The sequence below is a fragment of the Vibrio sp. HS-50-1 genome (assembly GCF_024747315.1).
Taxonomy (GTDB): domain Bacteria; phylum Pseudomonadota; class Gammaproteobacteria; order Enterobacterales; family Vibrionaceae; genus Vibrio; species Vibrio diabolicus.
Genome location: NZ_JAMPZF010000030.1, coordinates 1 through 15,635 on the forward strand (window position 1 = coordinate 1; position 15,635 = coordinate 15,635).

Genomic DNA, 15,635 nt, shown 5'->3' on the forward strand with positions numbered 1-15,635 from the left:
GCATTTTTTCGAGCATCTTTAATAAAGATATGCACTGCCCCCGACTCTGTTTCCTTACGCAAAATGTCAAACAACTCAGTTGCCTCAACTAGTTGACTTAATGTAGTGAAACCATAGTTCTTTGAGCTGAAGTCTGGATACTGACGCTTTATTAAACTGCCACAATGCCCTAAAAACGACCAACCATCTTCATCTTGGTACTCACTAGCAGCACCTCGCAAGATATTGAGAAGTTTAGTGTCTTGGCGTAATTTCCTACGAATGGATTTACTGTCATTCTGGGATGATTTTTCATTCGTGCTATTGGTTGAAGGCTGCTCTTCTTTAGGGGCATATCTTTCTTTGAGCACCTCCGTATACATGAAATCATCACAAGCATTGCGAAATGCCACAGGCGTCATTTTTTTACCAACGCCAAAAACATATATCTCTGACTCCTTTAGCCTTGAAGCCAGTTTAGTAAAATCACTATCACTACTTACTAAAGCAAAGGCGTCATATTTGTTGGAGTAAAGGAGATCCATTGCATCAATAATCATTGCTGCATCAGACGAGTTTTTACCTTGAGTGTAGGAAAACTGTTGTACCGGATTTATCGCCAGCTCATTTAAAGGTTGCTTCCAATTTTTCAAGCACTCAGAACTCCAATCCCCATAAGCCTTTTTAACGAGTATGTGCCCATGTTTAGATAGCTCCTTTAATACTGCATCTAACACGGAGTATTGAGCATTTTCGGCATCGATTAAGACCGCAATTTTTTTCTCTGAATTTATATCTATCAATCTCTTTTCCTTAGGTGTGCTGAGATACCCTGATGCCTAACGCCCAATTAAGGTGTGAAGCACGCATCCACAACACTCAATTTGAACACTTTAATCACTAAACTTAACCCAAAACGAAAATGCCTAGCGTGCTGAATCACTCTTAAATTGTTTGTTATGTTTATTTAGTAGTTAAGTAGTTTATGATCTTAGGGTCTCTAAACATTGCTGAAACTGCATTCGCCAATGAGTAATTACTTGCATGTTGAACACCAAGTGCGCTTTCACCAAATGCAGTATAAGTTGCTTTATATTGACCTTCCGTTTCTACAGAAACGACTGTTTCACAACCCATAGAAAAAGATCCAGATTGATCACAACTAAATTTATCCACCGATATATTCAACTGCTTGGTTGCTATTGGAGAAATGATAGCTTTACGTTTTATTAGTTCTTTCTCAGCCACTGCAATTACGGTATCAGTCAACTCTTTCTTCGAGCCTGTGAAGGCGACAGTTTTTAGATCGACCAAGAGTAAAGTGTCATCATTCTTTTGTTCATTAACGATAGATACTGAATCATTAACATTAAATTCAATGAATGGTTGAATTTCCGTAACATCCACTTTCGGATCTAGCGGGACTGTCGCGCAACCAACTAGCGCAATTGATGCAAATGTGAAAATAAGTTTATTTTTCATACATTAAGCCTGATTAATAATAATATTATATGATACAGCACACATTGAAATTATCAAAAACATAACGCCGCATTAAGGTGTGAGCGGCGCTTGGCTATACTTGAGCGAAGCGAAACTGCCAAGCGTTGCGAATCACTCTTAAATGCTTTGTTAGGTGCGTGTTACTGAATGCACAACTTCTTCAAAAGGAGGACTTTCAAAGTTAAAAGTGATGTGATCATCTGACGTGCCATCACTGTCAAATACGTAAACAGAGCCATTATCTCTTGTTAGTAGCTGTGATGATTCATTTTCAGGCCAGAATACAGCAATTCGGTATTCACTTTCTCGTTTGTAAGGCTGCGCTGGTTTAACAAACACTAGCTGTTCCTGTGATAAATCGAAAATTTCATTTTCATGCTCATAGTAATGTATTGGACCAGAGACTACCTTTAAACCTAAGTGTTTATTAGCAGTTTCAATTAGCATTGCTAACTTTTTAGTATCAATGGCAATACAAATATCCGCGTCAAATAGGTTAAATAGCTCCTTACTATTGCCTTTATTACTCAGGCAAAGAACATGACACCGTCTAGGAGACTGCGAGAAAGTTATTGGGTTATGCGGTATAACTTTGAAATCTCGACCCGCCAAAGTAACCTTAGTTATTGCGTCGGGCGAAAGCTGAATAGATTTTCTAGCTTCATTATCACAAATGTTTTCATTTTCGAGTTTATCCATTGTGAACAAATCTCGAAACCATAAGCCCTCACCCGTTTCAGCGAAGTGCCCAAGATACTGACTTTTTCCATAGAGATATTTTATCAATGAATTTTCCTATTACCGCTAAAGCACCTAACGCCGCATTAAGGTGTGAGCGACGCTTGGCTATACTTGAGCGAAGCGAAAATGCCAAGCGTTGCGAATCACTCTTAAATGCTTTGTTATGAATTTTTATTTCTCATGAAATACTCATAGTTTAACAAGCACTTAATTAACTGATTTAGAGAATGCATTAAACGATACGAATCTAGTATTTTGCGTGTAAAACCTAAAAAGTAAATTTCATTTGGTTTTTCCTGCTTCATCCCCTCCTGTCTAGGGAAGTACGTTACTTTTTGAGAAACTTCATCATATTCAGCCTTATAGTGTGCAACCGCATTTCTCAACTGATTATCAGCGACACTCTTTGAGATCGGTAGCCAAGTATCATCAATGAATTCGAGTTTCTTACCAAATGGCTTATTCGCAAAGTCGTTAAGATTTTTAATCTTCTCATCTGAGAATTTATTGTGGTCACTACGTTTTAATAAATTATTAACACCGGCTACGAGCACAATTTGTCTGGATATTATCTCTGAAATGTCTTTATAAAGATCCTTATAATTTTTGAATTCACGTGAAGACACGCGATAAGGAACTTGCTCATTTCCATCGACATAATCTTTATCGTAGTCTAGAAATAGTGCAGGTCTGAGGGCTAGTTCTAGCTCCAATATTCTCGGATAAATCTCAAAGCAATCCTCTTGAAGATTGAAAATAAATTTAGATTCAACTATTTCTTTAACAAATGAGTCCATGATGTTTTTGTCTTTTTTGACAATATCATTGAACTTAGTAAGGTACAGACTGACATCTTCAGCATTAGATGTTGGGGTTGAAAACGGATAAAAAACCTTCGCAATAACACAATACATCATCATATTAATGTCACAGTCTTTAAACGATTTAGCAGGTTCATCAAACTCTTTCTCCGCAAGATCAGAGAGGACTTTGTTTCTTTTTCTCTTGTATAAGTTGACCAAGCGCTCAATGACTTCATGCTTCTTGTACAACTGGTTCAACGAATCGAGTCTAAAGTTGTGGATTTGAAAATTTTCACGTCCAATACGACCAATAGCTCTAAGAAAAGGTGTCTGCCCCATCACATAAGGCTCAAATGACACTGGAAAATCAATATGCAAGTCAATAAATGGGTTTTCACCAGTAAAGTGCCCATCCAATGGGTAGCTTTCTGCGCCGTACATCTTGGGCTGTTTACCCTGTTCAACAGTTACTTCTATTCCAGATCCACAAGATGGGCAGGCAAACCTAAAAGGCTGAACATCTCGGTTAGACATACCAAAACGGCAATCAACTAACCCTCCACAGGTTGTACATTTTAATCTTTCATTAAAGTTCACTAATTACACCTTACCTAAAAATTTCATAACGCCCAATTAAGGGGTGAGCAACGCTACCACCCAACCTAAAGCATTGTACCGTAACCACTAAAATTGAAGTAGAAGCCAAAATGCCAAGCGTTGGGAATCCCTCTTAAATTGCTTGTTATGTTCGTAGCCATTTGTACATGACATGGCTATCAACTAACCCTAGATGAGCATGCTTATATGCCTTGGGAATTGTACCTATGATTTGAAACCCTAGCTTCTCCCAAAGCTTCACCGCAACTTCATTGGTAGAGACCACGCTGTTAAATTGCATGGCATCAAAGCCAAGTTCTAGAGCAGTTTCCTGAGAATGTTCACACATAAGACGTGCAATGCCCTTACCTCTAGCTTTGCTAGAAACCATGTATCCACAATTACATATATGGCTACTTGGCCCCATTGCATTTGGCTTGATGTAGTAAGAGCCCAGTACAACGTCATTTTCTACGAAAACAAAAGCTTTCAGGGGAGATTCACACCATAAAGCAAATGCTTGTTCTAGCGTCATATTTGGGTCAAAGGCATAAGTTTCTTGTGCCTGGATTACCGCAGAAAATGTTGGCCAAAACGACTCAAAATCGGCTTTTGTGATTTCCCTAATCATGAATTTCCTCCTAGAACATAACGCCCTGTTAAGGGGTGAACAACGCAATACCGATGCCGCCGCATACCACCTTAATCACTTAAACCAACGCATAGTGAAAATGCCACGCGTTGTGAATCCCTCTTGAACAGTTTGTTATATGCGTACTGGCACCGATCACCACACATGCAACTTAAAGTAAACCAAGAAAGATGCTATGAGAATAAGACCACACCAAGCGAAAAATACGAAGGCTTTCGCCTCAGTTTCTGCTTCTTCCATATCTGGAAGTAAAGCCATGAAATAGCATCCGATTGGAACTAATTCGTACATTTTACCTGCATATTGGTTATTCATGCCTAAGAAAGGTGGAACATACAAATACAGAGCTGAATAGCTGACAAAAAAGATAGTAACTAAAATTCTATTCCAACCGATCTCTTCGCCTTCTTGGTATAGCTTAAATAACAGGTAAATAGCACCCAATATTGCTAGTATTAAAAACATCCTGTTCAGAAATCCCTAAAGCATATAACGCCCTGTTAAGGTGTGAGCAACGCAATACCGATGCCGCCGCATACCACCTTAAACACTAAATTCAACGTATAGTAAAAATGCCACGCGTTGCGAATCACTCTTAAACAGATTGTTAGGTTTTGTTACTTGAGGTTTTTTAATAGTTCGCCAACTTCTTTCTTTGCTAAGATGTCATGAGCATCAAATATAGGATCTTTGCTAATCTCTATTTTTCTGCCATTGTGATACTGCTCCTGAATACACAGTTTAACTTGGTTACAAAAACTAATTACACCCTCTAGCTCTGTAATATTAGTTTTTCCAAACAACTCATCTCCTTTGCCTATTTTAGAAAAGTCCTTGTGCGCCATCATCTTGTTTCTAATTGGTTTATAGTTTGACTGATAGATTCTCTTATTTGTTTCAATATCCTTTTTGAGTCTATTAATATCACCTTGATTAGGATAATACGCAGAGTTTAAGTACCCCTCCAACCAATCAGGCTCTTCAACACGCCCCTCCATTTTTCTAGACTTAAGATTCTGACGGTCAAATTCGTGAATGTTTTTAGAACAGAAACGAGCTAGTTTATGGATTGAAAAGGATTTGCCACTGGTATCAAAAATGCGCCCTAAGGAGATAAACGTGGTCGTTTGCAAAGAATGCAAGAAAATATTCCAGCTAGATGGAGTCCTATTCATCGCAGCAATGACACCTTTATCTTCAAATGCAACAGAATTTATATACTTCCATGTAAAATGAGCTTTGGTCAGAATAGCCACCTCGTTTGCATACTCTTTCAAATAGTCATCTATGCTTTTCATTATTACTCCAAAACTTGAATAAAAACCTAACGCTTTTTATAAGGCTTTTAGCCGCCTTTCATACTCCTATCATGCTGACTTTCCAATTACAGTTCAATTGATAATCAATAGGTTAATGAGATGTAATGGGTATTAGATTGCAAAATGAAGCATAATTTTAAAATGCTTACATCGACACACCCTCGGATAACTATAGGTAAGAGAAGCTTTCATCCAAAAGAAGTTAATTAGCTTCAGTGATAACAAACAATGGGACAGTAATGAGTTAGCCAAATTGTGCCCCCTAATTACCTTGAATTGTACAGATAAACATTACCATAAAGTTCGACAGAGCTAGAATCCAAAGAAACGTTACAAGACAGTGACGTAATCGAGCTTTAACGTTAATATTAGGCCTACTCCAACCCATCCTTAAAGCGCTGCTCCAATCATGGAGTGGTCATGACATTACAGACTAGCCGAAAGCAAGTGCCAGTCAGTGTAGAGCGCCTTAGCAAACTTGCGCCTAACTGGTCATACGCGAACAACATTCTTAACTTTGGTTGCGGTAAGTTTCCCGACCTAACAGAAGAATGTCTTACTAACTGCCACAAGCATAGCATGACGGTCACTCACTTTGACCCGAGCTCAAAAGCCAAAGGCGTAGTGAGCAATATTGCCGAAATTGACAGCTCAAAACGCCGTTTTTGCGTCATGTTGTGCGCGAACGTGCTTAATATGCACAAAGACCTCGATGCAGCGATCGCAGACATGGCCAAGATTGATTTTGATTGCGCGGTCATTCAAATCTATGAGGGCAACCGATCCGGTAAAGGCCGCAAAACGCGAGACGGCTACCAGCGCAATGAGCCAGTATCGGCTTACCTCCCTATCCTAACGAGCAACTTCCACAAGTTCGATGTGACCTTACACCGAAGTGATAAGTGCATCACTATCGTAAAAGGCCGTAAGTATTACGAGCTGGACGATTTGGAGGACTAAGCATGCAACTGGATGAGACGTTCTTTGAAATCCCATGCGATGTAGTGACATTCGATGGCAAGGTGGAACACACCGAGCTAACCGACATCGATCGTGCGGTGGCTGCTTTTTTCCAGAACGTGCTTGATTCCTTAGTTGTGGCTGACACTAAGCGTCGAGAGAACAGTGAGTTTTCTCGCTTTGTTGGCCGTGATAAGTCGAGAAAGATTTATTACGGCAACTTTACCGATCCAGTGTCATTCCTATCTAAGTTGACAGCCAAACTAGGTGACAAGGTGAAAGCAAACCGTAATGAGCTTTTACCTGTTTGCTACATCACGCGCGATCCGGTGATTGGGTTTGTTGATGGCGCGGAGTACGTCGATATTGCTGACTATGGCGAACTGGCCAATGAACAAGGCCAGCCTTATGCCGTGATTAATAAGTCCTTTGTCGCGCTTACCTACCGCATTAATGCCCTAGCTTGGAACCAGTCTACCCTTAGCCGCCTAGCGCTAGGTTTAATGGTTTGGCTACGTCATACCAAGGGCAAGCGTAAGCATGTATTCAGAGCGAAAACCATGCTCGCGGGTACTGAAATGGAAATCAGCATCGAGATACGTGGCCGTAAAGATGCGATGACCGAACCCGCCGAAGTAGACCATGAAAATACTCGCCTGTTTGCTTCCTCAATCTCTTTTGAAGTGATTGCAGAGGTTTATGAGGCCGAGTCGATCACTGTCCGTCAGGGTGCGATTGGTGTGGGAGGTCGAGTCATTGAGTAACAAAGAATACTTTCTCGCCCAAAAAGTTGTCACCAACGAAAATGACATCCCTATCGAGCACATTCATTCGTTTACCTACATTGAGTGTGCTTCGATGGACGGCAACAAGCTGGTTATGGAAATCATGGATCAGGCTGCCGTTTATCGGGATGACTACGGGATTAAGCGCGGTTCAGAGATCGAGGTCACGATGGCCGATGTGAACGAGCGAGGCGATCAGGTTTGGATTGAAAAATTCATTGTGGCCAAGTCCACCAGCGCTGACGGTATGCTTACCGTTCAAGCATTCCAAAAGGATGCGCACCTACTTAAAGAGCCAGTCACAACGCCTCGATTCTTTGTTGAAATGCAGCCTAAAGACATTCTGGCCGAGCTGTTACCCGAGCTAAAAATCGAATGTGACAGCTTTGAGCGTGGCGCTACGTACCATTTAAATGCTGGTGGTACTAAGTCTCGCTTAATTCGAACAATGGCCAGAGATTACGGCTCAGTGGCGTTTATCTGCCGTGGTGTTATGCACTTTAAGTCGCTCAAGAACATGGATATGAGCGAGCAATTCAAGCTGGAACAGTCGAATCCAGAGGAAGCAGAGCACAGCATTGCAAACTACTCCATTATCGGAGAGGAAGCCCTGTTTGAGCGCGTTCTTAACCGTAACTATGCCTCTTGGGATACCGTCGAGGGCTTCCAAGGCGGTAAACGTTCGGGCGCTATGGTTATGGTTAGCGTTCCACAAGCCAAGGCGCTGAATAATCAACACATGGCCATCATCCCTATTTTGGATGTGGAACTTACCGGAAATACTGCCTTTACGCCTCTTTCGGTGTGCTCAGTGCTATTCCATAAACGGCTACCCGCTACCGAGCTGGATGAGTCCATGCCAGAGAAACAAATCATGAACCGTGTCGCCCATTGCCAACGTGGGAACCGGTATCAGTGTCGTATCGAGTTGGGAGTACGCAACCTATGAGCGATTCGTCAGAGAACAGAACACGCACCAACGTCACTAACCGCTTGTTTGGTAGCTATCAGGCCGAGGTGGTCAATCCTGTCCATCCGAAAGGCTTGTACATGGTATCCGTTCGCTTGCTTGGTTATTGGGATGCAATCCCCGATAAGGATTTACCTTTTGCCGAGTTTCTACTGCCATTAGGTGCAAAACCGAGTGGTGGCCATGCAGTGCCAGTGGAAAAAGGGGATCTGGTTTGGGTGGATTTTCCTCGTAATGGTGATACCCGTTATCCCCGTATTACCGGATCGCTTTACTACGCGCCTAACTATGAGTCGTACCTACCAAGCGAGGTGAACGGAGAAGCCTATCAGCCTAAACGAGCCGAGGGTGAACCCGAGCCACCAGCCTATGACCGCAAAGATGCGCTCTTTGTGCGATTTGGTTTGCGCGAGCTCATCACGCATCAAGGCGGCTACTCAGTAACGCATACCCAAAGCGGCACGGCCATTGAAATCACACCAGATGGCCAATGTGTTATCCACGTCGAGGGCAATGCGTTTCGCAGCTCAACAGGGAACACATTGGAGCAAATCGGAGGCGCACTAACTATCAAAGTGAAAGGCGATGCGAACATCGAAGCGGGTGGTAATGCAACCGTAAAAGCCTCCGGTAAAGCCAACCTAGAGGGCAATGAAGTGACCATTAAAGCGAGTGGTAACGTCAATATCGATGCTGGTGGCCAGTTCGCTGTTAAGGCTGCCGCAGCTCCATTTACATTAGGGTAATGCACTATGCCAGCCGTAGGAATTGTAGGGAGTGTGGATAGTGGTCATGGTGGCTTTAGTCCAGGTGTTTTTGTTTCTGGCCAGCCACTACTGACCGTGAATGGAATCAATGTATTAGGTACGGGCGATATATCCGTCATGCACGTAAAACCAGATAACCCGCCGCACGTAGGCGTTATTACTGGTAGTTCAAAACTTACTGTTAATGGCGTTCCGGTCGCCGTGGTAGGCGATGCCCTTGGGTGTGGCGCTACGCTGGTAAACGGTAACGACTTGATGACGATTGATTGAGGCAATTTGATGTTAGACACACAAGAGCAAATCGAGCAGTTTCGCCAGTTTTTAGACTTAGGCGGCCTCAAGGAAGCGGAGAACCTTACCCGAGGCAAATCCCTTAAGGTGAAGTGTGAAAGCTTGTCAGGAAAACTATCAGGATGCGTGAGCGAGGATATTGAGGACTACCAAGGCGCATCGCAGTTAGTGGCAACGCTTAAGGGTTTGAATGGCTCAGTGAGCGCAACGGTGGCCACGTTAACGCAATGGAATGAGCACCTAGTGTTGATCACCGACCCAACCGACCTCGAACAAGTGTCTATTGGTGTGAACGTCAAACACAAGGTAGATGGCACAGAGGACAATGTACCCGCTCCGAGTATCTTGCCAATTACCAGCAAGGAAGAACTGAAAGCGCTTGAGGCAGTGATCAACGGTCTCTCTGGCCATGTTGATGCGGCCGTGTCCTTAATGGCGCAAATCAATGGCGCGTTAACGCCAGCAGCGCCACCAACGGGCGGTAGTGACTCAGATAGTGGTGGAACCTTGCCGCCGCCAGTCTTACCGCCAGAACTGGCTAACAAGGCCGATGCGCTAAATGAGGTGATGGCTCCCCTTGCTGGTGGCGTGGCCAGCTCAAGCAAGGTGATTGAGGCAATGATCATTGCGTCGAAAGAGGAACGTACCTTAGCGCTGGACTACTTCACTAAAGCGATTTCGTTTACCATTTGTAGCAACCAGACGAAAAAAACGAGCATCAAAGACGCGACAGAGGAGGTGTTTAGACTGTAGAATGTTTTTTGTTGATAATCCCTTTCCTATTCGCACTATAAAAAAGACAAAATGAGTTATTCAGTTTATTTAAACGCATATGAACTATGCGGATTAATGGCGCTTATCATCGTACTAGCAATTAACCTATTTAGAGCTCGAAACGAGCTTAAATCCACCAAGGCGCGACTATCCTTTGTGATACGCAAAAGCCTCAGTGTTGAGGGAGAATACATGTACGATGGGTGCAGAATGAACGTGATATTTGATGCGGTGCGATACAGCGGAAATCAGTTTTACTTGATGCGTAAAGATCAGGTGATGGCCTGCTTCCACGTAGAACCCTATCGAGTTAACCCTGTTCTTGATTACTTCAAATCAAACAAGATAGAGCCCGTTCAAAACCGACCATAATCCAAGCAAAGCCAGCGTTCGCGCTGGTTTTTTTCTAAATTGCAGGCAAAAAAAGCCGCGAGGTAAGTGTTCGCGGCGCAAGAAGCTATTACAAAGGCTAAAAATGAAGTTTCAACGTTAGTTGACACCAGCCGATTGGGATGCCGAGCTGGTAAATAAAATATATTTCCTATTCCGAACATAGTCAATGCCTAACTGCACATTAGTTAAACTAAGTTTGGGAATTTATAAAATGAAAAAAGTCTGCATTGTTGTTGGACATAGCTTTAAAGATGGTGGCGCTTACAATGAAACATTCGGAATAAATGAGTATAGCTACAATCATCCCCTAGCCAGCTTATTGGCCGCCGAGCTACATAAGCGAGACATTCTTCCAGTGATCATGTATCGAGACACCTACTCACGGATGATCGGTGATGTGAACGATTCAAGCGCTGACTATGCCATCGAGTTACATTGTAACAGCGTGGCAAATAAGGACGTTCAAGGCTCAGAGACATTGCATTGGCATAAGTCAGCCAAGAGCCAAGCACTCGCTCTGCGCCTACAAAAAGCGGTGGCTGAACTTATCGGACAGCGTAATCGTGGTCTTAAGCCTATCTCGAACACTGGTACTGATACTCGCGGTTGGCGCTTCTTGATGAAAACCAAAATGCCAGCCGTGATTTTGGAGCCGTTCTTTTTGTCTAACGACGAGTCGTTACAAAAGGGATTGGAACTGCGCGAAAAGCTAGCCGTAGCACTGGCAGAAGCGTTCGCAGAACACATTAAAGAGAGCAACTAATGATGGGACTAGCAAAAGTGTTTACAAGTAGTCTATTTAAGAGCGCCACCACCGAGAAAGTAGGTGGCATTATCCACGAACTGACAGAGTTTGGTGATCGTGTGTTTACCAGTGACGAAGAACGCAAAGAGTTTGCCTACAAACTGGCAGAGCTTGAAGCGGCCAGCTCTAACACATTGGTACGTACTGGACGCGCCGCTATGATGTGGAGCATCGCGCTGGTGGTCGTTTATCAACTCATTGTTCGTGACTTTTTGGCCGTTTTCTATGGTGTTGACCTTCCATGCTTAGAGACTGACACACAAGAGCTACTAAGCAACGTGTTCGGCTTTTTGGCAGGAACCCTATAACAACTGAAAATTTTTTAAATTTTTTTAGATGCCCTTTCCTATCCCCTTTTCTCTCAAAAAAGATGCACGATCAACGACATAGAAATCCCCTGTCGTTACCATTCCCACAAAAGCACACAAAAAGAAATAAATTCATTATATAACAATAATTTAAATGCAATTTTACCCCTATTTTTTTCGCAATAAATCTTAACTACTATCCGAAATTGAGCGAATTTTTACCGCTTTCCTGCGGCTCAACCATTCCGAACACACTCAATTAATAACTAAGGTTTATTTACATGGCAGATAAACGTTCTAACTTCAACAAACGCATTGAGGCGATTCATTTAGGCGCTCAAGCAATGCGTAGTCTGTGTATCGAATCCCAATTCGATTCACAAACAGGCATGTTTCTAACTGACGACAATTCTCGTGGCGCGGCTATTTTGTCAGCCATTGCGAATGAGCCTATGTTCGAGTCAGTGTCTCAAGAAACAGCGGTTGGCATCGTATCAGGCATGCAGTCTGCGGTGCGTGAATACGAAAATACTTACGGCCACCTACCTAGCGATGAGCTAATGGCATCAGCTCACGCAACTATGCGTAACATGATGATGCTAGAGGGTGCTAAGCGTGATGGCTCAACAGGCGCAATGATGCTTGAGTCGATCGGTCAATCTCTATCAACATCTGAGGGTGTTGAAATCCGTGCGAAGATGGTTGGCCTAGTGCTTCCAGTTCTTCTTGAGACAGCAACACTTGACGCTGTAACCATGATCCCAGCGGGTGCGAACGAAGTTGAGATCTTCAAAGTTTACCGCCGCACTGGCTCAAACTTTGGTGACTTCGCAGCGGGTACTGAAATCGACCAAGCAACGGTTGGCCAATACTCGTCTATGCGTCAGCGCTACAAGTTTGTCTCTGAACAGCAACCAGACGGCACTAAGACAACTCACGTCTTTGACTCTAAGACTGACCTACAACACACCAAGTTTGAAATCCCATTCACGAAGACATCTGTTTCCCTATTTATTAACCATAAACGTGTGGCTCGCGACCTAGACAGCAACGGTAGTCAAATAATGACAGGTACTCACAATGGTATGGTTATTAACTGTCAGATAGACCATGCAAAAGGCAAAGTTACCGTCACTCCAACATCAGCCCTACCAGCAGGGACGGTTCTGCACATCGAGTTCGAAGTAGACATTGAAAGACGCCCTGACCTTATCCCAACGATCGACCATGATATGGACTCTCGTATACTGCGCCCACGTCAAAACGCAATCGCAGCAGACGCGACTATTCAAGCGATGTTCACAATGCAACGCGAGTTTGGCCAAGATCTGAAATCTCTACAGATGAGCCACATGCGCAACACATTGGCATCGGAAAAAGCGACTCGCCACCTAGTAGATATGGACTTTGCTTGTACGCGCGAAGAAACATTCAATATCTACGTAGCGGCTGGTGAAGATTGGCGTCTACATCGTGAACGTCTAAACGAAGTTCTTCTAAACGTTTCTACGAAGATCCTACAAGCGACTCGCACAACTGGCATGACAGGTATCTTTGCTGGTACTGGCGCGTCAACAATCCTTAAGTCACTAGGTGCTCCATATTTCGTAGCTCCGGCTAACTACCAACAGAAAAACGCTATCCACTACGCAGGTAAGTTGTTCGGCATGTGGAAAGTGTTCGAGTGTCCGGTAGTGATCGGTACGAACGACATGCTTTGTTACGGTCGCGGTTCTTCTCACTCAGAAGCGGGCTACGTAGCAGGTGATGCAATCGCAGCAACCATGTACACGCATCCAATCGGTAAAGGTCTAGTAGCGTCTAACACGCTATACGAACTGGCCTACGGCGAAATCCATCCATTCGACGGAGAAGACTACTTCTACCGCGTGAAACTTATCGATGAAGCTCCTGTAGCAGCAGCGGCATAAGGCAAGTAAGCGGCAGTCTTACGGGCTGCCGCTCTTGGGGGATTCGATGAAAGAAACGATCGTTTTAATCACCAACCACACACCAAAGGAAATCACGGTTCAGGGTCGCGTTATGCCGCCACTGGCCAAAGATTTCCCTCTCTCAGTTTTCAACGTGAACCGCTTCAAACACGAAGTGGAAGCGGCCTATCCAAACGGCCTCGTTTCGGTTCGCCTTGAGCCAACGGTTCTACCAGAAGTTCAAACGAAACCAGACACAGCCACCAGCGACAAAGGCACAGCGCTATCCGCGCTTGAGCTTAGCGCGAGCGTTGAAAAAGCACTGATTAACCACGGTGTGACAACGGTTGAGCAACTAACCGAAATGACGAAAGACAACGTGATTGCGGTGAAAGGTATTGCTCAAGCGGGTTTGCAAGAAATTGTAGACCAGCTTGCAGCACAGGATCTAACGCTGAAAGAGACAGAAGATGAGTAAGATTGAATTTTCAATGGATAACGTCTCACAAGTTGCGGTTTCGCCAATTAACGCTGACTCGACAACTAAGCAAGGCACTGGCTCTAACCAGCTAGTGTTTGGCGGTGTGATTGTGTCTCAAAAAGGTAAGCCGTTCGAAGTGATTCCGGTAACGGCGGCTAACTTCCTAGACAAGCTAGGTAAGCCTTACCACTCAAGCCTTGGCAAATTGGCTGACGGCATGCGCGTTCTTGATGAAGCCTTGCGCGGCGGTAATGGCCTTGTGGTTCGTGTCGTACCAAAAACGGCAACCTATCCAGCTATCAAGCTAACCAAACCAGCAGACGAAGTGACGATCACTAACGAAGCGATCAACTACTCGGCTGACCTGTCACTTGAAGATGGCGAATTTTTAGCGATCGCTATCAAAGACGGTGCGCAATCCGATAACCGCTCTATCACGCTTGCGAAAGCAGACGAAGCGACTTACGGCGCTGGCATGTTCACTCTTACCCTAGAGGAAGAACAGGCGGCTGGTGGCTCTGTAGTGCTAGAAGAATGGGTTGTATCCCTAGAGCCTACAGCAGTAGACCAAATGGGTAGCGCTGCGTTTATCGAGACTGTTCTTGAAGAACGTTCGCAGTACCTAACTTGTCGCATCGATGCAGAAGTAGCGAAACGCGAAGTTACTGCAATTGCGAAAACCAAATTCACTGGCGCGACCAACGGCAATATTAGCGACATTACGGCTGACGATTACCAGAAAGCAGTGAAAGCACTACGCACTACCGTTTACAGCTATAACTACGTTTGTGGTTTGGGCTGCTACGACACTGCGGTAATCACTGACCTTGCGCAAATCTGTAAAGACAAACGCATTTCTGGCTACTTCGATGTTGATCCTCGCCTAACGCACGAAGCGGCATTGGAGTTCAAAAAAGGTCTGAACTTCAACAACCATCGCGCTTCATTCGTGCATATCCCTTACCAAGCTAAGTGTCGTTTCTACGGCAACATGGCGGTATGGGGCGGCTCGGGTATCGGCTTTGCAGCTAAAGCGCTTGGCGTTGCTAAGACCTCTCCGGTCGGCGGTTGGCACTACACACCAGCAGGTGTTGAACGTGCTGTTATTCAGCGTACTGGCATAAAACCAATCCAAGGTGCTGGCGAGCCTAACTACCTAGAAATGTACAAGGCACGTCTAAACAAACTAGGCACAGACGAAAACGGCAACCTGTTCATTGATGACTCTCTAACGTCATCTGCGGCTGAAAACTACCTACGTTTTGAGCAAGTCGTGTCTATTGCTGACGCTATCTCACGCGACTTCTACGCATTAGGTAATCGCCTAAAACACCAACCTGACGGTGCAACGCTTGAGGGTCTAACTGACGGTATGGCCAGTATCCTAGAGGGCTATGAAGCCGTTGGTGCGCTAGTGACACCTCGTAATCCAGATCAAGACGGCGAAAGCGCTTGGACACTGGAAATCAAGCAAGTCGAAATCGACTACTGGAAAGTCACTTGGTCGTTCTGTCCAACTGGCTCCGCACGTCGAATCCTTGGTGAACCTGTACTAATCCGTTAATGAACAAAGAGC

At 44.3% G+C, this 15,635-nt stretch carries 19 protein-coding genes; 12 read left to right on the plus strand and 7 right to left on the minus strand.

Features of this window, described 5'->3' with window-relative positions; genetic code table 11:
- The 7 genes from NDJ01_RS14380 to NDJ01_RS14425 all read right to left on the minus strand — a co-directional run.
- A partial coding sequence (locus NDJ01_RS14380; RefSeq protein WP_009697310.1) for an NYN domain-containing protein occupies positions 1-782 on the minus strand: 782 nt, incomplete at its 3' end.
- Positions 783-942: 160 nt separating this feature from the next.
- Entirely contained in the window at positions 943-1,461 is a 519-nt protein-coding gene (locus NDJ01_RS14390) for a hypothetical protein (protein WP_033907392.1), read from the minus strand.
- Between the two features lie 150 nt (positions 1,462-1,611).
- Entirely contained in the window at positions 1,612-2,268 is a 657-nt protein-coding gene (locus NDJ01_RS14395; RefSeq protein WP_258461201.1) for a hypothetical protein, read from the minus strand.
- Positions 2,269-2,384: 116 nt separating this feature from the next.
- A complete protein-coding gene (locus NDJ01_RS14400) occupies positions 2,385-3,623 on the minus strand; it encodes a hypothetical protein (RefSeq protein ID WP_212756011.1) in 1,239 nt (412 codons plus the stop codon).
- 145 nt (positions 3,624-3,768) lie between these two features.
- Positions 3,769-4,254, minus strand: coding sequence for a GNAT family N-acetyltransferase (locus tag NDJ01_RS14405; RefSeq protein WP_129830163.1), 486 nt, complete (start codon positions 4,252-4,254; stop codon positions 3,769-3,771).
- A gap of 156 nt (positions 4,255-4,410) precedes the next feature.
- Positions 4,411-4,740, minus strand: coding sequence for a hypothetical protein (locus tag NDJ01_RS14415; protein ID WP_005500288.1), 330 nt, complete (start codon positions 4,738-4,740; stop codon positions 4,411-4,413).
- Positions 4,741-4,892: 152 nt separating this feature from the next.
- A complete protein-coding gene (locus tag NDJ01_RS14425) occupies positions 4,893-5,573 on the minus strand; it encodes a hypothetical protein (RefSeq protein WP_258586905.1) in 681 nt (226 codons plus the stop codon).
- A 441-nt stretch (positions 5,574-6,014) separates the two neighbouring features.
- Between NDJ01_RS14425 and NDJ01_RS14430 the strand changes: the two genes are divergently transcribed.
- The 12 genes from NDJ01_RS14430 to NDJ01_RS14485 all read left to right on the plus strand — a co-directional run bounded on the left by NDJ01_RS14430 (position 6,015) and on the right by NDJ01_RS14485 (position 15,623).
- Positions 6,015-6,554 (plus strand): hypothetical protein, encoded by a 540-nt coding sequence (locus NDJ01_RS14430; RefSeq protein WP_033905465.1) that lies wholly within the window; start codon positions 6,015-6,017, stop codon positions 6,552-6,554.
- A gap of 2 nt (positions 6,555-6,556) precedes the next feature.
- Positions 6,557-7,318, plus strand: a complete 762-nt coding sequence (locus tag NDJ01_RS14435) for a hypothetical protein (RefSeq protein WP_033905463.1) — start codon at positions 6,557-6,559, stop codon at positions 7,316-7,318.
- Positions 7,311-8,288, plus strand: a complete 978-nt coding sequence (locus NDJ01_RS14440) for a hypothetical protein (RefSeq protein ID WP_033905462.1) — start codon at positions 7,311-7,313, stop codon at positions 8,286-8,288. Before NDJ01_RS14435 ends, NDJ01_RS14440 begins: the two co-directional genes overlap by 8 nt.
- A complete protein-coding gene (locus tag NDJ01_RS14445) occupies positions 8,285-9,055 on the plus strand; it encodes a hypothetical protein (protein WP_033905460.1) in 771 nt (256 codons plus the stop codon). Before NDJ01_RS14440 ends, NDJ01_RS14445 begins: the two co-directional genes overlap by 4 nt.
- 6 nt (positions 9,056-9,061) lie before the next feature.
- The gene (locus tag NDJ01_RS14450; protein WP_042522745.1) at positions 9,062-9,346 is read left to right on the plus strand and encodes a PAAR domain-containing protein; all 285 of its coding nucleotides are present in this window, start codon (positions 9,062-9,064) and stop codon (positions 9,344-9,346) included.
- 9 nt (positions 9,347-9,355) lie between these two features.
- Complete coding sequence (locus tag NDJ01_RS14455; RefSeq protein ID WP_054577206.1) at positions 9,356-10,120, plus strand: hypothetical protein; 765 nt, start codon at positions 9,356-9,358, stop codon at positions 10,118-10,120.
- 213 nt (positions 10,121-10,333) lie between these two features.
- On the plus strand, positions 10,334-10,513 hold the full coding sequence (locus tag NDJ01_RS14460; RefSeq protein ID WP_136976171.1) for a hypothetical protein: 180 nt from the start codon (positions 10,334-10,336) through the stop codon (positions 10,511-10,513).
- A 232-nt stretch (positions 10,514-10,745) separates the two neighbouring features.
- On the plus strand, positions 10,746-11,297 hold the full coding sequence (locus NDJ01_RS14465) for an N-acetylmuramoyl-L-alanine amidase (protein ID WP_054577207.1): 552 nt from the start codon (positions 10,746-10,748) through the stop codon (positions 11,295-11,297).
- Positions 11,297-11,647, plus strand: a complete 351-nt coding sequence (locus NDJ01_RS14470; protein WP_258461202.1) for a hypothetical protein — start codon at positions 11,297-11,299, stop codon at positions 11,645-11,647. Before NDJ01_RS14465 ends, NDJ01_RS14470 begins: the two co-directional genes overlap by 1 nt.
- Before the next feature lie 281 nt (positions 11,648-11,928).
- On the plus strand, positions 11,929-13,578 hold the full coding sequence (locus tag NDJ01_RS14475; protein WP_258461203.1) for a hypothetical protein: 1,650 nt from the start codon (positions 11,929-11,931) through the stop codon (positions 13,576-13,578).
- A gap of 46 nt (positions 13,579-13,624) precedes the next feature.
- A complete protein-coding gene (locus NDJ01_RS14480; RefSeq protein WP_054577210.1) occupies positions 13,625-14,056 on the plus strand; it encodes a DNA-directed RNA polymerase subunit alpha C-terminal domain-containing protein in 432 nt (143 codons plus the stop codon).
- Positions 14,049-15,623 carry a hypothetical protein gene (locus NDJ01_RS14485; protein ID WP_213869209.1) on the plus strand — a complete coding sequence of 525 codons (1,575 nt, stop codon included), beginning with the start codon at positions 14,049-14,051 and terminating at the stop codon, positions 15,621-15,623. The genes NDJ01_RS14480 and NDJ01_RS14485 overlap by 8 nt, the downstream gene beginning before the upstream one ends.
- Positions 15,624-15,635 lie beyond the last annotated feature (12 nt).